This is a genomic window from Enterobacter sp. R-25 (assembly GCF_049913205.1).
Classification (GTDB): Bacteria; Pseudomonadota; Gammaproteobacteria; order Enterobacterales; family Enterobacteriaceae; genus Enterobacter; species Enterobacter ludwigii.
On sequence record NZ_CP183982.1, the window covers coordinates 4,376,325 to 4,400,845 of the forward strand.

Consider the following 24,521-nt stretch of genomic DNA (forward strand, 5'->3'; position numbering starts at 1 on the left):
CTCTCTGGCTGAATCGTTTTTAACACTGTAACTCTTACGTAATTTTCTTACGTGTATGCGATTACATTCACATTCCTTCCGATAAAATCACCAGCCATTAACCTTTTCGGAACATTTTCCCCAACCAAAAAGCGATTCCTGCGATAATCCGCCTGCCCTGTGACTGGAGTCGCAGCGTTTTCCGTTAGTAAGGGTTTTGTCCAGATGCGTAAATCTATGAGCCCCGTCGCGGTTAACAACCTCACAAAAACCCTACAATTTCAGACAGTACATATTGGCTAAGGAGCAGTGATATGCGTGTTACTGGTTTAACCCCGCAAGATCTCAAGGCTTATGGTATTCACGACGTCCAGGAAATCGTCTACAACCCCGATTACGATACGCTGTATCAGGAAGAGCTCAATCCAGCACTGGAAGGATACGAGCGAGGTGTGTTGACTAACCTTGGTGCTATCGCCGTCGATACCGGTATCTTTACCGGTCGTTCGCCGAAAGATAAATACATCGTCCGAGACGAGACCACCCGCGACACACTGTGGTGGGCTGATAAAGGCAAAGGGAAGAACGATAACAAACCGCTCTCTCCGGAAACCTGGCAGCATCTGAAAGGGCTCGTTACCCATCAACTTTCCGGCAAGCGTCTGTTTATCGTTGATGCTTTCTGCGGCGCTAACGCCGACACCCGCCTTTCCGTGCGGTTTATCACTGAAGTGGCCTGGCAGGCGCATTTCGTGAAAAACATGTTTATTCGTCCTGACGACAAAGAGCTGCAGGATTTCACCCCTGACTTCATCGTGATGAACGGGGCGAAATGCACGAACCCACAGTGGAAAGAGCAGGGTCTTAACTCCGAGAACTTCATCGCCTTCAACCTGACCGAGCGTATTCAGCTGATCGGCGGTACCTGGTACGGCGGCGAAATGAAGAAAGGGATGTTCTCGGTGATGAACTACCTGCTGCCGCTGCGCGGTATCGCCTCCATGCACTGTTCGGCAAACGTCGGTGAAAAAGGGGATGTGGCGGTGTTCTTCGGCCTGTCCGGCACCGGTAAAACCACCCTTTCTACCGATCCGAAACGTCGTCTGATTGGCGATGACGAGCACGGCTGGGATGATGACGGCGTGTTTAACTTCGAAGGGGGCTGCTACGCGAAGACCATTCGCCTGTCTGAAGAAGCGGAGCCAGATATCTTCCATGCCATCCGCCGCGATGCGCTGCTGGAAAACGTCACCGTGCGTGCCGATGGAACGATCGACTTCGACGATGCTTCGAAAACCGAAAACACCCGCGTGTCTTACCCTATCTACCACATCGACAACATCGTGAAGCCGGTGTCAAAAGCGGGCCACGCGACGAAGGTGATTTTCCTGACGGCAGATGCGTTCGGCGTGTTGCCTCCGGTGTCCCGCCTGACCGCCAGCCAGACGCAGTACCACTTCCTGTCTGGTTTTACCGCCAAACTGGCCGGTACCGAGCGCGGCGTGACGGAGCCAACGCCAACCTTCTCCGCCTGCTTCGGCGCAGCGTTCCTGTCGCTGCACCCGACGCAGTACGCGGAAGTGCTGGTCAAACGCATGCAGGCGTCCGGTGCACAGGCGTACCTGGTGAATACCGGCTGGAACGGCACCGGCAAACGTATCTCCATCAAAGATACCCGCGCCATTATCGACGCCATTCTGGATGGTTCACTCGATAACGCCGAAACCTTCACGCTGCCGATGTTTGATCTGGCAATCCCGACGGCGCTGCCGGGCGTAGAGACCCGTATTCTCGACCCACGCAATACCTACGGTTCACCGGAGCAGTGGCGTGAGAAAGCAGAATCGCTGGCGAAACTGTTTATTGAGAACTTCGAGAAGTATACCGATACCCCGGCAGGTGAAGCGCTGGTGAGTGCGGGTCCGAAGCTGTAACAGCTGACCCGACCTGCAAAAAAAAAGGGTGGCTTTTGCCACCCTTTTTTAACTCTCTCTCACCTGCCCGCGCGTCACCGGCACCGGTAACCATGCGCGAATGCTTAAACCGCCCCGCTCACTGGTCCCAATCTCCAGCAAGCCGTTATGGTTATCCACAATACGCTGCACAATCGCCAGGCCTAAGCCGGTTCCGCTGGTACTGCGCGCGCTATCGCCCCGCACAAACGGCTGGAACAGATGCTTACGCTGCTCTGGCTTAATGCCCGGACCGTCATCTTCGACCTGGAACCAGGCGCGGTTGAGCTCAGACCCGCTGCTGACTTTAATCCAGCCATTGCCATAACGGGCCGCGTTAACCACCATATTGGCCACAGCACGTTTAATGGAAAGCGGGTGCATCCGCACCTGAATTTCACCGGCCTGCAGGTCGGTATCGATTTCCCGCTCGTAGCCGCTTTCCGCCGCGACCACTTCACCGAGTACCGCATTCAGATCGGCCATCTCCATCGGCATCTCCTGCCCGGTACGCAGATAGTCAATGAACTGCTCAATGATGGCGTTACACTCTTCGATGTCCTTATTAATGGACTCCGCAAGATAACCATCCTCTTCGCCCATCATCTCCGTCGCCAGACGGATACGTGTGAGCGGCGTGCGCAGGTCATGACTCACGCCCGCCATCAGCAGCGTACGGTCGTCTGCCAGCTGCTTCACGCCGGCCGCCATATGGTTAAAGGCCCGCGTCACGGAACGCACTTCTGAGGCGCCGTACTCACGCAGTGGCGGGGGAATAATCCCTTTACCGACCTGCAGCGCAGCGTGCTCCAGGTCGACCAGCGGTCGGTTCTGTATACGAATAAACAGCCACGCGCCGCCTATCGCCAGCAGCATAATGGCAAGGGTGTAGCGGAACAGCGGTGAGAAGTCACCCTGGTGAATTTCGGTCAGCGGGACGCGCACCCAGATATTGGGTGACAGCCAGGTTTTCAGCCAGACGACCGGCGAGCTTTTGTTGACCTCAACGCGCACTTCCGTCGGGCCACCTAACTGCTGCGCCATCTGCTGGCTGAGGAACTCATAATGCTGCGCCCAGCGCAGGCCAGCGTCTTCTGCCGCTTCGTTGGAGTAAAGCGAAATACCCAGCTCACGGTAGATTTCACGGCGAAACGCCGGGGGAACAACTAACTGCGTGCCGTCCTCCAGTTGCAGTTTATCGGTCATCAGCATACGCACTTCGTATGCCAGAACCTTATTGAACTGCTGGAGGCTCGGCAGGATCGCAAAGTTCAGCACCACCAGATAGGTTGTCACCAGGCTGACGAACAGCAGGGTGACAATCAGTAACAGCGTACGGGCAAATGAGCTTCGCGGAGAGAAGCGCATTCGCCTCATGCTTTAGCGCCGTCCGGGACAAACACGTAGCCCAGACCCCATACGGTCTGAATATAACGAGGATGCGCCGGATCTTCTTCCACCATGCGGCGCAGACGGGAGATCTGCACGTCAATGGAACGTTCCATTGCGGAGTATTCACGGCCGCGCGCCAGGTTCATCAGCTTGTCACGTGAAAGCGGCTCACGCGGGTGGCTGACCAGCGCTTTCAGCACCGCGAACTCACCGCTGGTGAGCGGCATAGGTTCATCTTCACGGAACATCTCACGGGTACCGAGATTCAGCTTGAACTTACCAAACGCAATCACCGCTTCTTCCTGCGACGGTGCGCCAGGCAGTTCGTTCGCCTGACGGCGCAGCACGGCGCGAATACGGGCCAGCAGTTCACGCGGGTTGAATGGTTTTGGAATGTAGTCGTCAGCGCCGATTTCCAGACCAACGATGCGGTCAACCTCTTCCCCTTTCGCCGTCACCATGATGATCGGCATAGGGTTGCTCTGGCTACGCAGACGGCGGCAGATGGAAAGCCCGTCTTCACCAGGCAGCATCAGGTCGAGTACCATAAGATGGAAAGATTCGCGGGTCAGCAGACGGTCCATCTGCTCAGCGTTGGCCACGCTACGAACCTGGAAGCCCTGCTCGGTCAGATAACGCTCAAGCAGCGCACGCAGGCGCATGTCGTCATCCACGACCAGAATTTTGTAGTTCTCTTGCATTGTGTGTACTCCCAAAGGTTCGGATAGTCTAATAACAGCGTATTCTAAAAAAGTGCACGTGTTCGACCAGCTAATTCTGGTATAAATTCTAGTCGAAATTGTTACAAAGCATATTTAACAGCAGCTTATCTGCACATTTCATCACATAAATCATTATTAACGTTGTCTGTTAGACTACGTGATACGTAATGTGCGCAAAGAATGCAATGATGTCGAGTCTTAAGGTCACCCCATGAAAACGCCCCTGATCACCCGCGAAGGGTATGAGAAACTCAAAAAAGAGATGGATTACCTGTGGCGCGAAGAGCGTCCTGAAGTGACCAAGAAAGTGACCTGGGCCGCAAGCCTGGGCGATCGCAGTGAAAATGCTGATTACCAGTACAACAAAAAACGGTTACGTGAAATCGACCGCCGGGTCCGCTATCTGACCAAATGCCTTGAGAACCTCAAAATAGTGGATTACTCCCCACAGCAGGAAGGCAAAGTGTTTTTCGGCGCGTGGGTCGAGATTGAGAACGACGATGGCGACACCCTGCGTTTTCGTATCGTCGGCTATGACGAAATTTTTGGTCGTAAGGATTACATCTCTATCGACTCACCAATGGCCCGTGCGCTGCTGAAAAAGGAAGTGGGCGATTTGGCCGTCGTGCAGACCCCTGGCGGCGAAGCCAGCTGGTACGTCAACGAAATTACGTACGTTAAATAGTCCGAGAGCGCCCTCCGCGGCTGGCATTTTGCCGTGTCAGCCCGTATAACTATCCCCTGATTTTTTCGACTCAACAGATGATAAAGCCATGATGAAAGATTCGCTCTGCCGCATTATTGCGGGTGAACTTCAGGCCAGAGCCGAACAGGTAGAAGCTGCCGTTCGCCTGCTTGATGAAGGGAACACCGTGCCGTTTATTGCACGTTATCGTAAGGAAGTCACCGGCGGTCTGGATGACACGCAGCTGCGTAACCTGGAGACCCGTCTCGGTTACCTGCGCGAACTGGAAGACCGTCGTCAGGCGATCCTCAAATCCATCGGCGAACAGGGAAAACTGACCAGCGAGCTGGAAACCGCAATCAACGGCACCCTGAGCAAAACCGAACTCGAAGACCTGTATCTGCCGTACAAACCGAAGCGCCGTACCCGTGGACAGATTGCCATTGAGGCAGGCCTGGAGCCGCTGGCCGAACTGCTGTGGAACGAACCGTCCCACGACCCGGAAACCGAAGCCGCGAAGTTTATCGATGCCGATAAAGGGGTCGCAGACACCAAAGCCGCACTCGACGGCGCGCGCTACATTCTGATGGAGCGCTTCTCCGAAGATGCCGCCCTGCTCGCGAAAGTGCGTGACTATCTGTGGAAAAACGCCCACATCGTCTCTACCGTGGTCAGCGGGAAAGAGGAAGAAGGCGCCAAGTTCCGCGATTATTTCGATCATCACGAACCCATCTCTACCACCCCTTCACACCGCGCGCTGGCGATGTTCCGCGGCCGCAACGAAGGCGTGCTCCAGCTCTCCCTGAATGCCGATCCACAGTTTGACGAGCCACCAAAAGAGAGCCACTGCGAGCAGATCATTATCGACCACCTCGGCCTGCGCCTTAACAACGCGCCGGCAGACAGCTGGCGCAAAGGCGTGGTGAGCTGGACGTGGCGCATCAAGGTGCTGATGCACCTCGAAACCGAACTGATGGGCACCGTGCGTGAACGCGCCGAAGACGAAGCAATCAACGTCTTCGCCCGTAACCTGCACGACCTGCTGATGGCCGCACCTGCCGGCCTGCGCGCCACCATGGGTCTCGATCCGGGTCTGCGTACCGGCGTAAAGGTGGCCGTGGTTGACGGTACCGGCAAGCTGGTGGCTACCGATACCATTTATCCGCATACCGGCCAGGCGGCGAAGGCTGCCGTCGTGGTTGCGGCGCTGTGCGAGAAATACAACGTGGAGCTGGTGGCCATCGGCAACGGTACGGCCTCCCGTGAAACCGAGCGTTTCTACCTCGATGTGCAGAAACAGTTCCCGAAAGTCACCGCACAGAAAGTGATTGTCAGCGAGGCGGGCGCTTCCGTCTATTCGGCGTCTGAACTGGCCGCCCTGGAGTTCCCGGACCTGGACGTTTCCCTGCGCGGTGCGGTTTCTATCGCCCGTCGTCTGCAGGATCCGCTGGCGGAGCTGGTTAAGATCGACCCGAAATCCATCGGCGTCGGCCAGTATCAGCATGACGTGAGCCAGACTCAGCTGGCCCGTAAGCTGGATGCGGTCGTGGAAGACTGCGTAAACGCCGTCGGCGTTGACCTGAACACGGCCTCTGTTCCCCTGCTGACCCGCGTGGCGGGCTTAACCCGCATGATGGCGCAAAACATCGTTGCCTGGCGTGATGAAAACGGCCAGTTCCAGAACCGCCAGCAGTTGCTGAAGGTGAGCCGTCTGGGGCCAAAAGCGTTTGAGCAGTGCGCGGGCTTCCTGCGCATCAACCACGGCGATAACCCGCTGGATGCCTCAACCGTTCACCCGGAAGCGTACCCGGTAGTGGAACGCATTCTGGCCGCAACCCAGCAGGCGCTGAAAGACCTGATGGGCGACAGCAGCGCGCTGCGTAACCTGAAGGCGGTCGATTTTACCGACGAACAGTTCGGGGTGCCGACGGTCACGGACATCATCAAAGAACTGGAAAAACCGGGCCGCGATCCGCGTCCTGAGTTTAAAACCGCGACCTTCGCCGACGGCGTTGAAACCATGAATGACCTGCTTCCAGGCATGGTACTCGAAGGGGCGGTCACTAACGTCACCAACTTTGGCGCGTTTGTCGATATCGGCGTGCACCAGGACGGTCTGGTCCACATATCTTCCCTTGCCAATAAATTCGTTGAAGATCCGCATACCGTGGTCAAAGCGGGCGACATTGTGAAGGTGAAGGTGATGGAAGTGGATCTGCAGCGTAAGCGTATCGCCCTGACGATGCGTCTGGACGAGCAGCCAGGTGAAACCAACGCGCGCCGCGGCAGTAACGGCGGCGGACGCGAGCAGCAGCGCCCGGCCGCAAAAGCGGCGAAGCCACGCGGACGTGACGCCCAGCCTGCGGGCAACAGCGCCATGATGGATGCGCTGGCGGCAGCAATGGGTAAGAAACGCTAACCGCATAAAAAAGGCCCGGTGATGCGTCACTCACCGGGCCGTTATCCCGCCGAAATTAATTGTAAAATATGAAACCGGTTGTATATCTATATTTCAACCACCAGTGATCACACTATTAACAAATAAGCCTTTCCTCTCCCTGCCGCAGAATCAGTAAATATTGAGCAAGGTCAAACAGGCCGTAAATTAATACCGCAAACAACATTCCGTCACAGTTTTATTATTGCTGATAAAAACTATTCTCATTATCATCCCATAGTAGATATTTTAACCTCTCGTGGAATCAGGCATTATGCAATTCACTCCAGACAGTGCATGGAAAATTACCGGTTTTACCCACGAAATTAGCCCGGCCTATCGACAAAAGCTGCTGTCGCTGGGCATGCTGCCCGGCTCGTCATTTCAGGTCGTGCGCGTCGCCCCGTTAGGTGATCCGGTGCATATCGAAACCCGACGCGTAAATCTGGTATTGCGTAAAAAAGATCTCGCATTAATAGAAGTCGAAGCCTTATCCCGATAACAAGCCAGCGGTTTCAGTGAGTCCAGAAAAATGAAAAAATTAACTATTGGCTTAATTGGCAATCCTAATTCCGGCAAGACAACGCTATTTAACCAGCTCACGGGTGCGCGCCAGCGCGTCGGTAACTGGGCTGGCGTAACGGTTGAACGTAAAGAAGGCCTGTTCTCAACAACAGATCACCAGGTCACGCTGGTTGACCTGCCCGGCACGTACTCCTTAACCACGATCTCCTCGCAAACTTCGCTCGATGAGCAGATTGCCTGCCACTATATTCTTAGCGGCGACGCGGATCTGCTCATCAACGTGGTTGATGCCTCAAACCTTGAGCGTAACCTCTACCTGACGCTGCAGCTGCTGGAGCTGGGCATTCCCTGCATCGTGGCGCTCAACATGCTCGACATTGCAGAGAAACAGAAACTGCGCATCGACGTCGATGCCCTCTCCGCACGGCTGGGGTGCCCGGTCGTTCCGCTGGTGTCGACGCGCGCCCGCGGTATTGATGCCCTGAAACTGGCTATCGATCGCCACGCGGGAAATCGTAACGTTGAGCTGGTGCACTACGCCCAGCCGCTCCTGCGCGAAGCGGATCTGCTGGCGCAAGAGATGGACAAAAGCATGCCCGCGAAACAGCGCCTGTGGCTCGGCCTGCAAATGCTGGAAGGGGATATCTACAGCCGCGCCTATGCTGGTCATGCGGCAGATAAACTGGACGTGGTCCTCGCCCGTCTGAGCGACGAGCTGGATGACCCGGCCCTGCATATCGCTGATGCTCGCTATCAGGCCATCGCCGCGATTTGCGACGTGGTCAGTAACGCCCTGACGGCGGAACCGAGCCGCTTCACCGCTGCCGTAGATAAGGTTGTGCTTAACCGTTTCCTCGGTTTGCCGGTCTTCTTGCTGGTGATGTACCTGATGTTCTTGCTCGCCATTAACATTGGTGGCGCACTCCAGCCGATTTTCGATGCCGGTTCCGTTGCTATCTTTGTTCATGGCATTCAGTGGGTGGGTTACACCCTGCATTTCCCGGAATGGCTGACCATCTTCCTTGCCCAGGGGATTGGCGGTGGTATCAACACCGTACTGCCTCTGGTGCCGCAAATCGGCATGATGTATCTGTTCCTCTCCTTCCTTGAGGATTCCGGTTACATGGCGCGCGCCGCCTTCGTCATGGATCGCCTGATGCAGGCGCTCGGTCTGCCAGGCAAATCCTTCGTGCCGCTGATCGTGGGCTTCGGCTGTAACGTGCCCTCGGTTATGGGTGCCCGTACGCTGGATGCACCGCGTGAACGTCTGATGACCATTATGATGGCACCGTTTATGTCCTGCGGTGCGCGACTGGCTATCTTCGCGGTCTTTGCCGCGGCCTTCTTTGGGCAGCAGGGGGCGCTGGCGGTCTTCTCGCTGTACGTGCTGGGTATCGTCATGGCCATTCTCACGGGGCTGATGCTGAAACACACCATCATGCGCGGCGAAGCGTCGCCGTTCGTCATGGAACTGCCGGTCTACCACGTCCCCCATCTTAAAAGCCTGGTGATCCAGACCTGGCAGCGCCTGAAAGGCTTCGTCCTGCGTGCCGGTAAAGTGATTGTTATCGTGAGTATTTTCCTGAGCGCGCTGAACAGCTTCACCCTGAGCGGACAGGCTGCGGATAACATCAACGACTCCGCCCTCGCCTCCGTCAGCCGCGTCATAACCCCGGTCTTCAAACCGATTGGCGTCCATGACGATAACTGGCAGGCGACCGTCGGTCTGTTCACCGGTGCGATGGCGAAAGAGGTGGTCGTCGGGACCCTGAATACGCTCTACACCGCGGAGAACATCCAGGAGCAAGCGTTCAATCCGGCAGAGTTTCATCTCGGTAACGAACTGCTGGGCGCCGTCGAAGAGACATGGCAGAGCCTGAAAGACACCTTTAGCCTGAGTGTGCTGGCGAACCCTATTGAGGCCAGTAAAGGTGACGGCGAAATGGCAACGGGTGCCATGGGCGTGATGAGCGAGAAATTTGGCAGCGCCTCTGCGGCCTACAGCTACCTCATCTTTGTTCTGCTCTATATTCCGTGCATCTCCGTCATGGGCGCGATTGCCCGCGAGTCCAGCCGTGGCTGGATGGGCTTCTCCATTCTGTGGGGGCTCAACATCGCGTACTCGCTGGCGACGCTCTTTTATCAGACCGTTAACTTTAGCCAGCACCCACGTTATAGCCTGGTGTGCATCCTGGCGGTTGTGCTGTTTAACGTGCTCGTTCTCGGCCTGCTACGCCGGGCACGCAGCCGGGTTGATATCAACCTGCTGGCAAACCGCAAAACGGCTGCCACCTGCTGCAACAGCCCGGCGGGCGACTGTCACTAAGGGGTAAGCCATGGCATCGTTGATTCAGGTACGTGATCTGCTGGCGTTACAAGGGCGAATGGAGGCGAAACAGCTGAGCCTCACCCTGCATACCCCGCAGCCGATGATCGATGCCATGCTGGAAAGACTGGAAGCCATGGGAAAAGCGGTGCGTATTCAGGAAGAGGCGGAGGGCTGCCTGTCCGGCAGTTGTAAAAGCTGCCCGGAAGGAAAAGCCTGCCTCAGAGAGTGGTGGGCACTGCGCGCATAAAGCCGGGCATCGCTGCCCGGCATTATCGTATTACTTATAGACGTCCGCCGTTGCGCGCACGTTTTTGGTCTGTTTTTCTGCACTGGTGACGACGTAGTACTTCCCACCCAGCTCATCCGCTTTCTTAGACAGCTCTCTTTTAGCGTCCATCGGCGCGGTCGTGTCAGACGTAGAAATCTCACCAACTTTGGTCAGATTCATCCCGGCAACTTTATCTTTTTCCAGCTCTTGTGCCGCAAAGGCGCCAAATGAAAGTGACCCAATAACCAGAGAAGTGACGATACCTGTAACAAGTTTCATAGCCTGACTCTCCATAGGATTGTTGTTTTGATTATCGTAGGCAGAACAACCGCAACGACATCTGGAGTATGGTTGCGGTGTGAAACTTTTTCCAGGCTGGATAGAAAATAATCAGTCTAAACGTTGACTTAACGCAATCAGCGCTGAACAAAACTCCGCCGGATGAGAGATAAACGGCGCATGCGCAGCTTTGTTTATCACCAGAGACTCACTTTGTGGCCAGAGTGAATCCAGCACTGGAACCACTTTACGCGGCACCAGCCCGTCGAGGTAGCCGTAGATACGCAGGTGCGCCATCGCCAGCGCGGCCAGCGGCTCACGCAAATCGACGGTTTTGAGGATCTCAAGCCCCCCGTTAAGCACCTCAACGTCCGGCATCGGCAGGGAAAGCACGGTCTGCTTCAGCGCTCTGGCATCCTGACGCGCGGTGTCGGTTCCCATTGTCTGCAGGGCCAGGAAACGCTCAACGGTCCGCTGGAAGTCTTCGCTCAACTGTTTCTGGAACCCGGCCAGCACATCCGGTTTTATGCCCGGCCAGTCGTCCTGCGCACTGAAGCACGGTGACGAGGCTACCGTGACCAGCGCACGCACGCGCTCGGGATGGGTCAAGGCAATCTGGCTCGCCACCAGCCCGCCCAGGCTCCAGCCCAGCCAGATGGCGTGTTGCGGCGCAGCGTCCAGCACCTGCTGCGCCATCTCCTCAACCGACATTGCCCCAAAGCCGCGACTGCGGCCAAAGCCCGGTAAATCCACCAGATGCAGGGTAAATTGCGAGGCGAGTTCCCCGGTTATGCAATTCCATACTTCGGCATTCAGGCCCCATCCGTGCAGCAGCACAAGATGGCAATTTCCCGTCCCTACGGTCTGCCACCACAGCGTCTTCATCAGTTACTGTTCTCTTTTTTCACATGGAGGTTGCACATGTTAACAGTGCCTGGCTTGTGCTGGCTATGCCGGATGCCGCTTGCCCTCAGCGCATGGGGCGTCTGCTCCGTTTGCACCCGCTCGCTGAAAAGGCAGGCGATGACGTGTCCGCAGTGTGGGCTAAATGCCACCGGGCGAGACGTTCCCTGCGGCCGCTGCCTGAAAAAAGCGCCGCCGTGGTGTGCCCTGGTGGCTGTGGATGATTATGTTGCGCCGTTAAGCGGCCTTATTCATGCGCTGAAGTTTGCCAGCCAGAGTGTGCTGGCGCGTCCCCTCGCCCGCCTGTTACTGCTGGCCGTTTTACAGGCGCGACGCACCCGCAGCCTGCCGAACATCGACATGGTGGTCAACGTGCCTTTATACCGTCGCCGACACTGGCGACGCGGCTACAACCAAAGTGACCTGCTTTGCCGCCCGCTCGCGCGATGGCTCGGTTGCCGGTACGACGCCCGTGCGCTCAAACGCGTCCATAATACGGCTATCCAGCATCAGCTCACGGCCCGGCTTCGCAAAAGGAACCTCAAAAATGCCTTTCGTCTTGAATTCCCGGTCAAAGGCCTCCATATCGCGATTGTGGATGATGTCGTCACCACAGGCAGTACCGTTGCTGAACTTTCCCGACTGCTTTTGCAAAGCGGCGCCGCGTCGGTTCAGGTATGGTGTCTGTGCCGTACCTTGTAGCCCTTCTTCAATGGGCGTATGATTATACCCAGGTAATTTAGTCAACTATTAGGCCAAAGCTATGATCCGTATTTCCGATTCTGCACAAGCGCACTTTGCCAAACTGCTGGCAAATCAGGAAGAAGGGACGCAGATCCGCGTGTTTGTGATCAATCCAGGCACTCCGAATGCAGAATGTGGTGTCTCTTATTGTCCTCCGGACGCAGTGGAAGCGACTGACACTGCCCTTAAATTTGAACAGCTCACGGCTTACGTTGATGAGCTGAGCGCACCGTATCTTGAAGATGCGGAGATCGACTTCGTCACCGATCAGCTGGGTTCTCAGCTGACCCTGAAAGCGCCAAACGCCAAAATGCGTAAAGTGTCTGACGATGCCCCCCTGATGGAGCGCGTCGAGTACCTGCTGCAGTCTCAGATCAACCCACAGCTGGCGGGCCACGGCGGTCGTGTTTCCCTGATGGAAATTACTGAAGACGGCCTGGCGATCCTGCAGTTCGGCGGCGGCTGTAACGGTTGTTCAATGGTTGATGTCACGCTGAAAGAAGGGATCGAGAAGCAGCTGCTGAACGAATTCCCGGAACTGAAAGGTGTGCGCGATCTGACCGAACACCAGCGCGGCGAGCACTCTTACTACTAAGCGCCCGCCTGCTTTTGCCCGGTGGCGCTATGCTTACCGGGCCTGTTTTCCCCTCCCTGCCTTGCCTCCCCATATGTTGACCTGCGTCTCATAATTCAAATTTAGCCCCCCAGGGTGATTCTCAACCACGACATGTTACCCGTATCATTCTCGTGGGCACTAAGCACCTTCATAACAGCCGACTAAACTTAATAGTTTCCAAGGCAACAGTATTAGTGCCGTTAACACTCTGTTCCCAGTTGGGACAATCGGAATTTGTCGTTGAAACAATGACGTTACCCATAACAATTCAAAGGCCAGGTAAATCATGCCATTAGTCATCGTTGCTATCGGTGTTGTGTTATTACTGCTCTTGATGATCCGTTTCAAAATGAACGGGTTTATCGCTCTGGTTCTGGTGGCACTTGCAGTCGGTCTGATGCAAGGGATGCCGCTGGTGAAAGTCATCAGCTCCATTAAAGCCGGTGTCGGCGGCACGCTCGGTAGCCTGGCACTGATCATGGGCTTTGGCGCTATGCTCGGCAAAATGCTGGCGGACTGCGGCGGCGCTCAGCGTATTGCCACCACGCTGATTGCCAAATTTGGTAAGAAGAATATCCAGTGGGCGGTCGTGTTAACCGGGTTTACCGTCGGTTTCGCACTGTTCTATGAAGTGGGCTTCGTGCTGATGCTGCCACTGGTGTTCACCATCGCAGCGGCAGCGAACATTCCACTGCTGTATGTCGGTGTACCGATGGCCGCCGCGCTGTCCGTTACGCACGGTTTCCTGCCACCACACCCGGGTCCAACCGCGATCGCCACCATCTTCCATGCCGATATGGGTAAAACCCTGCTGTTCGGTACGATTCTGGCAATCCCGACGGTGATCCTGGCCGGCCCGGTTTATGCCCGCTTCCTGAAAGGGATTGATAAGCCTATCCCGGAAGGTCTGTACAGCGCGAAAACCTTCACGGAAGAAGAGATGCCTGGTTTTGGCGTCAGCGTCTGGACCTCTCTGGTACCTGTCATCCTGATGGCGATGCGTGCCGTGGCGGAAATGATCCTGCCAAAAGGCCACCCGTTCCTGTCCGTTGCCGAATTCCTGGGCGACCCGGTGATGGCGACGCTGATTGCGGTGCTGATTGCGATGTTCACCTTCGGCCTGAACCGTGGTCGTTCAATGGATCAGATTAACGACACGCTGACCTCTTCCATCAAAATCATTGCCATGATGCTGCTGATTATCGGTGGTGGCGGTGCGTTCAAGCAGGTGCTGGTCGACAGCGGCGTGGATAAATACATCGCGGCCATGATGCATGAAACCAATGTGTCACCGCTGCTGATGGCGTGGTCTATCGCTGCGGTGCTGCGTATCGCGCTCGGCTCTGCAACCGTTGCAGCAATCACCGCCGGTGGTATCGTTGCGCCGCTGATTGCGACGACGGGCGTGAGCCCTGAGCTGATGGTTATCGCGGTAGGTTCCGGTAGCGTGATTTTCTCTCACGTGAACGATCCGGGCTTCTGGCTGTTCAAGGAATATTTCAACCTGACTATCGGTGAAACTATCAAGTCCTGGTCTGCACTGGAAACCATTATTTCGGTGTGTGGTCTGGTCGGGGTTCTGCTGTTGAACATGGTTATCTGATATCAAAAAGCCGGGTAGCTTGCGCTTACCCGGCTTTCTTCTCTCTGCGAGACTACCGCGTTTTACCCACCGCTTTTCTGCGCTTATCCAAATCCTTAATCAACTTGTTCACCCCGTCATCGGCAAACATCTTCTCAAGCGTGATGGACAATTTGCGACGCCAGTTCTTGTACTGATAGCTGGTACCCGGAATGTTCACCGGCTCCGCCATATCAATCCAGTCTTCCGGCTGCAGACCCAGCAGGGCACTGTTGCTGTCGGCGATATAGCGCTGCAATCCGCGGTTGAGCGTAGGCGTCATCGACATCAGTGATGCCTTATGCCCGGCGCGTTTCGGCAGGCAGCCATGCTTGTGTAACGCATCAAGCAACCCTTGCTTCGCCAGCTCGCGATCCTGATACAGCCCACGTAAGACCTCTTCATCCGGATACAGACCCAGCGTTTTACCGAGCGTCAGATCGCCGCTTTCCCAATAGCCACGAAGCGTAGGAAGGTCATGCGTCGTCGCGACTGCCATTGACTGTTCAGGGTACGCTTTCGGCGCGCGGAAGGTTTTCTCATGGTCGTTTTCAAAATAGAGCACTTTATAGGAGTAAACGCCGCTGTCGCGGAGCTTACTGACAATCTCAACCGGCACGGTACCGAGATCTTCGCCGATCACCATGCACTGATGACGTTTACTCTCCAGCGCCAGGATCGAGAGCAGATCGTCAACCGGATACTGTACATACGCGCCGTGGTCAGCCGTTTCACCATAAGGGATCCACCACAGACGCAGGACGGACATCACGTGGTCAATTCGCAGCGCGCCGCAGTTTTGCATGTTGGCGCGCAGCAGGTCGATAAACGGCTCGTAAGCCCGCGCAGCCATGACGTGCGGATCCATCGGCGGCAAACCCCAGTTCTGGCCGAGCGGGCCAAGAATATCCGGCGGTGCGCCCACGGAGGCCTTCAGGCAATAAAGCTCGCGGTCACACCAGGTTTCCGCCCCGCCTTCCGCCACGCCAACGGCCAGATCGCGGTACAGGCCGATCGGCATTTTATAGCCCTGGCTCACCTGCCAGCAGGCGGCAAACTGGCTGTAAGCCAGCCACTGCAGCCAGAGGAAGAAGTCCACCTCGTCAGCATATTTTTTGCAGAACGCCTGCACTTCGGGCGTATCGACAGATTGATACGCTTCCGGCCATACCGGCCAGCCCCAGCGCATTTCGTCCTCTTTTACCTGATAAGCATGCAATGCATCGAACGCCGCCTGCCAGTAAAGGCTCTCGCCTTCCTGAGCTACAAACTGGCGGAAAGCCGACATCTGCTCGTCATCACGCTGCGAAAAACCTTTCCACGCCAGACGTAACGCGGCCATTTTCAGTGCGGTGACGGTGGCATAGTCTACCCAGTCCGTCTCGCGCGCCTGCTTCAGCGCCTGCTGAGTGGTCGTAAGGTTCCACCACGCCTGCGCCTCTTTGCTGCTTTTGAAATCGTCTAAGGCATTCACGTCAATGTAAATCACGTTCAGCCAGCGACGGGATGACGGGCTGTACGGACTGGCACTTTCCGGGTTCGCCGGATAGAGCGCATGAATGGGGTTGAGGCCGATAAACGCACCGCCGCGCTCGCCCACATCCGCCAGCATCTTTTTCAGGTCGCCAAAATCGCCGATACCCCAGTTGCTGTCAGAGCGCAGCGTGTAGAGCTGCACGCAGGCCCCCCACAGCTTTTTACCCTCGAGCAACGCCTGCCGCTCATAGCAGCGTTTTGGCGCAACAATCACCCGACAATGAAAACGCTGGTCGTCCTGCGTGAGGGTTAACGTGTGATAGCCCTCCGGCAGTTTTGCCGGAAGGTTAAGCGCTTTGCCACCGGTGGCGTGGCCTTTGTGCTGTTGCCCCTCTTCGGTCGTGAGCAGCCAGCTAAATTCGCCGCGCCCGTTTACCGTAAGCGGCATCTTCTTACCGGCGGTAAACACCTTCACGTTCGGCACCGGAGCAACCGACGCTTTCGCGTCGGTCTTGTGCATGGCATCCAGCAAACGTCTTTTGGTGTCGGCGCCAATAGACTGTGGTTTGCCGTGAGCATTAATGTAACTGAGGCTGATCCCCGCCGCCTGCGCGGCACTGTCCAGACGTTTACTCTCCATCGCGCTTCCTTAGCGTTTTGCCTGCCAGATACGAGCCTGATAATCACGGATTGAGCGGTCAGAACTGAACATCCCGCAGCGGGCGGTGTTCAGAATGCACGCCCGGGTCCACGCTTCCTGGTCGCGATACAGCACGTCGACCTGTTTTTGCGCGTCCACATAGGCCGTAAAGTCCGCCATGACCAGATACGGGTCACCGCCGTGTTTGTCCATGCTGTGCAGCATCTGGTCAAAGGCATGTTTATCGCCATCGCTGTACTTACCGCTTTCCAGCTCTTTCAGAACCGCATCAAGAACTTTGTCTTTCTTACGCCATTTCACCGGGTCGTAACCTTTGGCCTTGAGGGCTTTCACTTCTTCGACGGTATGGCCGAAGATAAAGATGTTCTCTTCCCCCACTTTTTCGGCGATCTCGACGTTCGCGCCGTCGAGCGTACCGACGGTCAGCGCACCGTTCAGCGCCAGCTTCATGTTGCCGGTACCGGAAGCTTCTTTCCCTGCCGTGGAGATCTGCTCGGAGATATCCGCCGCCGGGATCAGCATCTCAGCTGCAGAGACGCAGTAGTCCGGCAGGAACACCACCTTCAGCTTGTCACCCACTTTCGGATCGTTATTGATGGCCGCGGCCACTTTATTAATGGCGAGGATAATGTTTTTCGCCAGGTAGTAGCCCGGTGCGGCTTTCGCCCCAAACAGGAACACGCGCGGTACGCGGTCAGCCTGCGGGTTCTCGCGGATCTCTTTATACAGCGCCAGAATGTGCAGCAGGTTCAGGTGCTGGCGTTTGTACTCATGCAGACGTTTGATCTGAATATCGAAAATGGCGTTCGGGTTGATCTCAATCCCGGTACGCGCTTTGACAAAATGCGCCAGACGCACTTTGTTTTCGAGCTTAATGGCGCGGTACTGCTCGCGGAATGCCGCGTCGTCGGCATACTTTTCCAGATTGATAAGCTGGTCCAGATCGTTGGCCCACTCTTTCTTCAGGGTTTTGTCCAGCAGGCCGGCCAGCAGCGGGTTGCACTGCTTAATCCAGCGACGCGGCGTGATGCCATTGGTCACGTTATGGAATTTGGTCGGCCACAGCTGGTGGTATTCCGGGAACAGGTCTTTCACCACCAGATCCGAGTGCAGCGCCGCCACACCGTTCACCGCAAAACCGCTCACCACGCACATGTTCGCCATGCGCACCTGTTTGTCATGTACCACAGCCAGCTTCGCCCACACCGCTTTGTCGCCCGGCCAGGTTTTATCCACTTGCTTTTTAAACGCGTCGTTAATCTTGTTGATGATCTGCATATGACGCGGCAGCAGGGCTTTCACCAGCTTCTCATCCCAGCACTCCAGCGCTTCAGGCATCAGGGTGTGGTTGGTATAGGCAAACGTACGGCTGGTAATCGCCCACGCGTCATCCCAGCTCAGCTGGTGCTCGTCAATCAGCACGCGCAGCAGTTCAGGAATCGCAATCGTCGGGTGCGTATCGTTAAGCTGGATCACTTCGAAGTCCGGCAGCTGCGCCAGCTTGCGGCCCGCCAGGTGATGACGACGCAGAATATCCGCAATGGAACAGGCACACTGGAAGTACTGCTGCATCAGACGCAGTTTCTTGCCCGCCAGATGGTTGTCGTTCGGGTAAAGGACTTTGGTCAGTTTCTCAGCGTCGATCCCCTGCTGCTCGGCACGCAGGAAATCGCCGTCGTTGAATTTGGTCAGGTTGAAGGGATGAGCGTGCTTTGCCTGCCACAGACGCAGCGGTTGCGCCACGCCGTTACGGTAGCCCAGCACCGGCAGATCCCAGGCTTCGCCGGTCAGGGTAAACGCAGGCTCCCACAACCCCTGCTTCGTGACTTTACCACCAATGCCTACCTGCACATCAAGCTGTGCATTGTGGCGGAACCAGGGGTAAGTATTGCGGTGCCAGTCATCCGGCGCTTCCATCTGATGACCATCAGCAAACGACTGACGGAACAGGCCGTACTGGTAGTTCAGACCGTAGCCAATGGCCGATTGACCGACGGTGGCCATCGAGTCAAGGAAACAGGCCGCCAGACGTCCCAGACCACCGTTACCCAGCGCCGGGTCAATCTCTTCTTCCAGCAGGTCGGTCAGGTTAATGTCATGCTCTTTCAGCACATCACCCACCTCCTGATACCAGCCGAGGTTCAGCAGGTTGTTACCTGTCAGACGGCCAATCAGGAACTCCATTGAGATGTAGTTAACGTGGCGCTGGTCTTTCGCCGGTTTTGCCAACGGTTGAGCATCCAGCTGCTCCGCGAGCGCACCGCTCACTGCCTGCCACCACTGGTGAGGCGTCATCTCGTTTGCAGCGTGAAGGCCAAAACGCTGCCACTGACGCTTCAGGGCAGCCTGGAATTGAGCTTTGTTAAAGGTAGGCTGTGACATAGGGAATTGGCATCCTGTAGAGAGAAAACACATGTTGGCGCTAGTGTGCCAGGCTCATTTCGCCTCTTCCTCATCCCGCAGGGGATTAGGCAGGGAGGAGTAGCGGGGATGAGCATAAAAGTGTGATCAAGGCCACTCTGAGAGCATAGTGTGAGTGTGCCAGGAAGAAAAAAAGATAACCGGGGAGAATGTCAAAAAAATGAAATACAGTTTCGGATGAAATTAATCCGCGCCGAAATGATTACTTACGCAGAATAATATTTCTGCAATGGGGCCTTGCCTAAGGGGATTATTAATCTCACTCAACTTTACCCGAACTTTATTAAATTTGACGTCACTATACCTTTCTGAAACCAGTTTCAGCGTAACCGTGTGACACTGGGACAAGCCAGCGCTGACGCGGTGTTAAAGCCATTCTGGAAAAGTTCCGGTACTCGCCTGAATGTTTTGTGACAGAGTGCAAATTCAGAGCCACAAAACCCAGACATAACTTGCAATAGTTCTCTTTCTGGCCGACCTTATAGCTATTAATTACGAAGCGCAAAAAAAATAAATTCTCTCGTTCCCCACAGTGAAGTGAAAACTATGTTGATTCCGTCTAAATTAAGTCGCCCGGTTCGTCTTGACCATACAGTGGTCCGCGAGCGTCTGCTGGCTAAACTTTCCGGCGCGCATAATTTCCGACTGGCGCTGGTTACGAGCCCTGCAGGTTATGGAAAAACAACGCTCATTTCGCAATGGGCCGCAGGTAAGAGCGACCTTGGCTGGTACTCCCTTGATGAGGGCGATAACCAGCAAGAGCGTTTTGCCAGCTATCTGATTGCCGCTATTCAGCAGGCAACCAACGGACACTGCGTCGCCAGTGAGGTCATGGTGCAAAAGCGCCAGTACGCCAGCCTGTCTTCCCTTTTCTCACAGCTGTTTATCGAACTGGCCGAATGGCATCGCCCGCTGTACGTGGTGATTGATGATTATCATCTCATCACTAACCCGGTTATCCATGAATCGATGCGTTTCTTCCTGCGTCATCAGCCGGAAAACCTGACCCTGGTCGTGCTGTCGCGTAACCTGCCGCAACTGGGCATCGCCAACCTGCGCGTGCGCGATCAGCTGCTGGAAGTCGGCAGCCAGCAGCTGGCCTTTACCCATCAGGAAGCCAAACAGTTCTTTGACTGTCGACTGAACTCGCCAATTGAGGCCTCCGAAAGCAGCCGCCTGTGTGATGATGTCGCCGGCTGGGCGACGGCGCTGCAGCTGATTGCCCTCTCTGCCCGGCAAAATAACAGCCCGACGCACCAGTCTGCGCGTCGCCTGGCGGGGATTAACGCGAGCCATCTTTCTGATTATCTCGTCGACGAAGTGCTGAACAGCGTTGATCCGTCGACCCGAAATTTCCTGCTCAAAAGTTCTCTGCTGCGTTCCATGAACGACGCGCTGATCGTGCGCGTGACCGGCTGTGAAAACGGTCAGCTGCAGCTGGAAGAGATTGAGCGCCAGGGCCTGTTCCTGACCCGAATGGACGATCCCGGCGAGTGGTTCAGCTATCACCCACTGTTCGGCAGCTTCCTGCGCCAGCGCTGTCAGTGGGAGCTTGCGACGGAACTGCCGGAAATCCATCGCGCCGCCGCCGAAAGCTGGATGGCACAAGGTTTTCCGAGCGAGGCGATTCACCACGCGCTTGCCGCCGGTGATGCCGGCATGCTGCGCGATATCCTCCTTAACCACGCATGGGGCTTGTTTAACCACAGCGAGCTGACGCTGCTTGAAGAGTCACTGAAAGCCCTGCCGTGGGAGAGCCTGCTGGAGAATCCGCGCCTGGTGCTGCTGCAGGCCTGGCTGATGCAGAGCCAGCATCGCTACAGTGAAGTAAATACCCTGCTGGCACGTGCCGAGCAGGAGATGGAAAGCGATATGGATGCCACCCTGCACGGCGAATTCAACGCCCTGCGGGCGCAGGTGGCGATTAACGACGGTGACCCGGAAGAGGCGGAGCGCCTGGCGATGGTTGCGCTGGATGAACTGCCGCTGGCCAATTTCTACAGCCGTATTGTGGCCACCTCGGTACACGGTGAAGTTCTGCACTGCAAAGGCGAGCTGACGCGCTCCCTTTCGCTCATGCAACAAACTGAACAAATGGCCCGCCGCCACGATGTCTGGCATTACGCGCTGTGGAGCCTGATCCAGCAAAGTGAAATTTTGTTTGCGCAGGGGTTCCTGCAGGCCGCCTGGGAAAATCAGGAAAAGGCCTTCCAGCTGATTCGTGAGCAGCATCTGGAACAGCTGCCGATGCACGAGTTCCTGCTGCGCATTCGTGCACAGCTCCTTTGGGCATGGTCGCGTCTGGATGAAGCGGAAAGCTGCGCCCGTCAGGGTGTGGACGTTCTCTCCAGCTTCCAGCCACAGCAGCAATTGCAATGTCTGGCACTGCTGGTCCAGTGCTCGCTGGCGCGTGGCGATCTCGATAACGCCCGCAACCACCTTAACCGTCTGGAAAACCTGCTCGGTAACGGTCAGTACCACAGCGACTGGGTGTCCAACGCCGATAAGGTGCGGGTGATTTACTGGCAGATGACCGGCGACAAAAAATCCGCCGCCAACTGGTTACGTCAGACCCCTAAACCGGAATTTGCCAACAACCACTTCCTGCAGAGCCAGTGGCGCAACATTGCCCGCGTCCAGATCCTGCTCGGTGAATTAGAACCTGCCGAAATCGTGCTGGAAGAGCTTAATGAAAACGCCCGCAGCCTGCGGCTGATGAGCGATCTCAACCGCAACCTGCTTCTGCTGAACCAGCTTTACTGGCAGGCGGGCCGCAAAAACGATGCCCAGCGCGTCCTGCTGGAAGCGCTGCAGCTGGCGAACCGCACCGGGTTTATCAGCCACTTTGTCATTGAAGGTGAAGTGATGGCCCAGCAGCTGCGACAGTTGATTCAACTCAATACGCTGCCAGAGCTGGATCAGCATCGTGCTCAGCGTATTCTGCGCGAGATTAATCAGCACCATCGCCATAAGTTTGCGCACTTTGATGAGAACTTCGTTGAACGTCTGCTGAACCATCCGGAAGTACCGGAACTGATCCGCACCAGTCCGCTCACTCAGCGCGAATGGCAGGTGCTGGGGCTGATCTACTCAGGCTACAGCAACGAGCAGATCGCCGGTGAACTGGCGGTGGCGGCGACCACCATCAAAACCCATATCCGCAATCTCTATCAGAAGCTGGGCGTCGCCCATCGTCAGGATGCGGTGCAGCATGCACAGCAGCTGCTGAAGATGATGGGGTACGGCGTGTAATTCCGGTGCGCGTGGGTGCCCTCACCCGGCCTGTTTTGCAGAAACTAAAAACGGCAACCTTCGGTTGCCGTTTTGCTTTTACGTCAGCACAGTTCCAGCTGCAGATTATTATCCTTAATCACCTGCATCACGCCTGCCGGCGGCATCACGTCGGTATAAACCGCATCAACCATGCTGATGCTGCCCATATTCACCATCGCGTTACGGCCAAACTTGGAGTGGTCCACCACGAGCATAACGTGGCGTGAATTCTCAATAATCGCGCGCTTGGTGCGGACTTCATGATAATCAAACTCCAGCAGGGAGCCATCGCTGTCGATACCGCTGATCCCGAGAATGCCGAAATCGAGACGGAACTGAGAGATAAAGTCGAGCGTCGCTTCACCGATGATGCCGCCGTCGCGGCTGCGCAACTCGCCGCCCGCAAGAATGATGCGGAAATCGTCTTTCTGCATCAGGGTATTCGCGACATTCAGGTTATTGGTCACGACGCGCAGGTTTTCATGATCCAGCAGCGCATGGGCGACCGCTTCCGGCGTGGTGCCGATATCAATAAACAGCGTCGCCCCGTTAGGGATCTGGCTGGCGACTTTCCGCGCAATGCGCTCTTTTTCCGCCGTTTGCGTGGCTTTACGGTCATGCCATGAGGTGTTGACCGAGCTGGACGGCAGCGCCGCCCCGCCGTGGTGGCGCAGAATACGGTTTTGATCGGCAAGGTCGTTCAGGTCACGACGAATGGTCTGCGGGCTGACGGCAAACTGCTCGACCAGCTCTTCGGTGCTGACATATCCCTGTTTTTTAACCAGTTCGATAATGGCGTCATGACGTTGTGTTTGTTTCATCAATTATCCCTGAGAATTATGTTCGTTTTCGCGCATGGAGCGTGTCGGCAAACGCCATCGCCAGCCCAACGGCCAGCCCGGTGACGTGTGCACCATTGGCGATAGACATACCAAACAGATCAAACCATCCGGCAATTAGCCATATTAACGCAAAGGTTATTAACCCGCGTTGCAGATAGATGCCACTTTCAGGATCGCGCTCACCTCTGAGCCAGACATAGCCCATCAGGGCATACACAACAACTGATAATCCGCCAAACCACGGGCCGCTGAATTTGTGCTGCACATAGCCACTCAACAGGGCACTGATGACGGTGATCACAATCAGCTTCCCGCTGCCAAGACGCTTCTCGACGGCTCCGCCAAGGTACCACCACCACAGCAGGTTAAAGAGAATATGCATCACCGAGAAGTGCATCAGCGCGTGGGTAAAATAGCGCCAGACGTCAACGTCCAGTGAAGGGTCATAGGGCCATGCCAGGGCGATCATGACGCTCTGGTCGCCGACCACGTTCATCATAATGAACACGATAATGCAGGCCGCCATCAGCAGCAGCGTAAACGGACCCGCGCGTTCGCGCACGGTGGCAAAGAAGGGAAAACGGCGATAGTGCAGCCCGCTGCCCGTCTGGCCTGATTGCCAGCTTGCGGCCAGATAGCGCGGGTCGCCGGGGTTCTCAAGGAATCGCGCCAGCTCCTCATTTACCCTCGCGGCCTGGCTCTCGTCGGCCAGCCACACATCGGTCTGATGATGTTGCTGGATGGTCAGAATAACGCCCTGCGTCGCCATATAGTCGACAAACGCCTGGGCGACGCGCGGGTTGGTAAAAGAGGTGATCATCAACATGGGCAGCCGTCGCTTATTTCCACACAAAAGGGGACAGTATAGCGGTATCAGCGCTCAAACGCGTATTCAACTTCTGCCGGGAAATGACGATGCCAGGCATCGAAGCCGCCATCGACACTGTAAACCGCATCGTAACCCTGCTGAAGCAGGTACTGCGCTGCACCTTTACTGCTGTTGCCGTGGTAGCACATGACCATCACCGGCGTGTCGAAGTCGTTATCGCGCATAAACGCGCCCAGGGAGTCGTTGGTCAGGTGGAATGCGCCTGGCGTGTGGCCCATCGCAAAGCTCTGTGGATCGCGGATGTCCACCAGCACAGCCGTTCCCTGGTGCATTTTCTGATGGGCTTCTTCTACGTTAATACATTCAAACTGATCCATGGTGCTCTCATCTTATATTCAGGTGTGGTGCGCTTCCTCTCACCCCACTCTCTCCTGAAGTGAGAAGGTTGGGCGAGGGCATCAAGCGGCACTATTTTACCCCGTAGTGTACGTCCTGGCGGCGGGTAAACGCCATTATGTTATCCATATCACTCTAAATTGTTTTTTTGATGTTACCAAAAGCGCGTTC

Annotated in this window: 19 protein-coding genes; 10 read left to right on the forward strand and 9 right to left on the reverse strand. The window is 56.0% G+C overall.

Translation table 11 applies throughout. The features are described from left to right. Nucleotides 1–293 precede the first annotated feature (293 nt). The gene (gene pckA, locus ACN9MQ_RS20985) at nucleotides 294–1,913 is read left to right on the forward strand and encodes a phosphoenolpyruvate carboxykinase (ATP) (protein WP_014171961.1); all 1,620 of its coding nucleotides are present in this window, start codon (nucleotides 294–296) and stop codon (nucleotides 1,911–1,913) included. Between the two features lie 48 nt (nucleotides 1,914–1,961). On the opposite strand, the gene envZ is transcribed toward pckA, so the two are convergent. Both envZ and ompR read right to left on the reverse strand, forming a co-directional pair. Continuing rightward, entirely contained in the window at nucleotides 1,962–3,308 is a 1,347-nt protein-coding gene (gene envZ / locus ACN9MQ_RS20990; protein ID WP_014171962.1) for a two-component system sensor histidine kinase EnvZ, read from the reverse strand. Then, the gene (gene ompR / locus ACN9MQ_RS20995) at nucleotides 3,305–4,024 is read right to left on the reverse strand and encodes a two-component system response regulator OmpR (protein ID WP_006177890.1); all 720 of its coding nucleotides are present in this window, start codon (nucleotides 4,022–4,024) and stop codon (nucleotides 3,305–3,307) included. The genes envZ and ompR overlap by 4 nt, the downstream gene beginning before the upstream one ends. A gap of 232 nt (nucleotides 4,025–4,256) precedes the next feature. Between ompR and greB the strand changes: the two genes are divergently transcribed. The 5 genes from greB (at nucleotide 4,257) to feoC (ending at nucleotide 10,268) form a co-directional block, all read left to right on the forward strand. Continuing rightward, a complete protein-coding gene (greB, locus tag ACN9MQ_RS21000) occupies nucleotides 4,257–4,730 on the forward strand; it encodes a transcription elongation factor GreB (RefSeq protein WP_014171964.1) in 474 nt (157 codons plus the stop codon). An 88-nt stretch (nucleotides 4,731–4,818) separates the two neighbouring features. After that, complete coding sequence (locus ACN9MQ_RS21005) at nucleotides 4,819–7,149, forward strand: Tex family protein (protein WP_426021553.1); 2,331 nt, start codon at nucleotides 4,819–4,821, stop codon at nucleotides 7,147–7,149. A gap of 292 nt (nucleotides 7,150–7,441) precedes the next feature. Further along, entirely contained in the window at nucleotides 7,442–7,669 is a 228-nt protein-coding gene (gene feoA / locus ACN9MQ_RS21010; RefSeq protein WP_020884570.1) for a ferrous iron transporter A, read from the forward strand. Between the two features lie 30 nt (nucleotides 7,670–7,699). After that, a complete protein-coding gene (gene feoB, locus ACN9MQ_RS21015; RefSeq protein ID WP_014171967.1) occupies nucleotides 7,700–10,018 on the forward strand; it encodes a Fe(2+) transporter permease subunit FeoB in 2,319 nt (772 codons plus the stop codon). Between the two features lie 10 nt (nucleotides 10,019–10,028). Next, nucleotides 10,029–10,268 carry a [Fe-S]-dependent transcriptional repressor FeoC gene (gene feoC, locus ACN9MQ_RS21020; RefSeq protein ID WP_014171968.1) on the forward strand — a complete coding sequence of 80 codons (240 nt, stop codon included), beginning with the start codon at nucleotides 10,029–10,031 and terminating at the stop codon, nucleotides 10,266–10,268. A gap of 30 nt (nucleotides 10,269–10,298) precedes the next feature. Here feoC and ACN9MQ_RS21025 read toward each other — a convergent pair whose 3' ends face one another. Both ACN9MQ_RS21025 and bioH read right to left on the reverse strand, forming a co-directional pair. Continuing rightward, nucleotides 10,299–10,568: a YdgH/BhsA/McbA-like domain containing protein gene (locus ACN9MQ_RS21025; RefSeq protein ID WP_020884569.1), complete on the reverse strand. Its 270-nt coding sequence runs from the start codon at nucleotides 10,566–10,568 to the stop codon at nucleotides 10,299–10,301. 111 nt (nucleotides 10,569–10,679) lie between these two features. Continuing rightward, nucleotides 10,680–11,453 carry a pimeloyl-ACP methyl ester esterase BioH gene (gene bioH / locus ACN9MQ_RS21030; protein WP_151712562.1) on the reverse strand — a complete coding sequence of 258 codons (774 nt, stop codon included), beginning with the start codon at nucleotides 11,451–11,453 and terminating at the stop codon, nucleotides 10,680–10,682. A 36-nt stretch (nucleotides 11,454–11,489) separates the two neighbouring features. Here bioH and gntX point away from each other — a divergent pair, with 36 nt between their 5' ends. The 3 genes from gntX to gntT all read left to right on the forward strand — a co-directional run bounded on the left by gntX (nucleotide 11,490) and on the right by gntT (nucleotide 14,434). Further along, the gene (gene gntX / locus ACN9MQ_RS21035; protein WP_426262669.1) at nucleotides 11,490–12,173 is read left to right on the forward strand and encodes a DNA utilization protein GntX; all 684 of its coding nucleotides are present in this window, start codon (nucleotides 11,490–11,492) and stop codon (nucleotides 12,171–12,173) included. 61 nt (nucleotides 12,174–12,234) lie between these two features. Then, the gene (nfuA, locus tag ACN9MQ_RS21040) at nucleotides 12,235–12,810 is read left to right on the forward strand and encodes a Fe-S biogenesis protein NfuA (protein ID WP_003861601.1); all 576 of its coding nucleotides are present in this window, start codon (nucleotides 12,235–12,237) and stop codon (nucleotides 12,808–12,810) included. A 307-nt stretch (nucleotides 12,811–13,117) separates the two neighbouring features. Further along, nucleotides 13,118–14,434 (forward strand): gluconate transporter, encoded by a 1,317-nt coding sequence (gene gntT, locus ACN9MQ_RS21045; RefSeq protein ID WP_014171973.1) that lies wholly within the window; start codon nucleotides 13,118–13,120, stop codon nucleotides 14,432–14,434. A gap of 52 nt (nucleotides 14,435–14,486) precedes the next feature. Here the strand turns inward: gntT and malQ are convergent, their stop codons facing one another. Both malQ and malP read right to left on the reverse strand, forming a co-directional pair. After that, the gene (gene malQ, locus ACN9MQ_RS21050) at nucleotides 14,487–16,568 is read right to left on the reverse strand and encodes a 4-alpha-glucanotransferase (RefSeq protein ID WP_426021555.1); all 2,082 of its coding nucleotides are present in this window, start codon (nucleotides 16,566–16,568) and stop codon (nucleotides 14,487–14,489) included. Between the two features lie 9 nt (nucleotides 16,569–16,577). Continuing rightward, nucleotides 16,578–18,971, reverse strand: a complete 2,394-nt coding sequence (malP, locus tag ACN9MQ_RS21055; protein ID WP_426021556.1) for a maltodextrin phosphorylase — start codon at nucleotides 18,969–18,971, stop codon at nucleotides 16,578–16,580. A 585-nt stretch (nucleotides 18,972–19,556) separates the two neighbouring features. On the opposite strand from malP, the gene malT reads away from it, so the two are divergent. After that, a complete protein-coding gene (gene malT, locus ACN9MQ_RS21060; protein ID WP_020884564.1) occupies nucleotides 19,557–22,262 on the forward strand; it encodes an HTH-type transcriptional regulator MalT in 2,706 nt (901 codons plus the stop codon). Nucleotides 22,263–22,345: 83 nt separating this feature from the next. Here malT and ACN9MQ_RS21065 read toward each other — a convergent pair whose 3' ends face one another. From ACN9MQ_RS21065 to glpE, 3 genes are read right to left on the reverse strand one after another with little or no spacing between them, the layout of a single operon-like run. After that, nucleotides 22,346–23,104: a DeoR/GlpR family transcriptional regulator gene (locus ACN9MQ_RS21065; protein WP_008503060.1), complete on the reverse strand. Its 759-nt coding sequence runs from the start codon at nucleotides 23,102–23,104 to the stop codon at nucleotides 22,346–22,348. Between the two features lie 16 nt (nucleotides 23,105–23,120). Next, the gene (gene glpG / locus ACN9MQ_RS21070) at nucleotides 23,121–23,951 is read right to left on the reverse strand and encodes a rhomboid family intramembrane serine protease GlpG (protein WP_426262670.1); all 831 of its coding nucleotides are present in this window, start codon (nucleotides 23,949–23,951) and stop codon (nucleotides 23,121–23,123) included. Nucleotides 23,952–23,998: 47 nt separating this feature from the next. Continuing rightward, entirely contained in the window at nucleotides 23,999–24,331 is a 333-nt protein-coding gene (gene glpE, locus ACN9MQ_RS21075; RefSeq protein ID WP_020884562.1) for a thiosulfate sulfurtransferase GlpE, read from the reverse strand. Nucleotides 24,332–24,521: the final 190 nt, after the last annotated feature.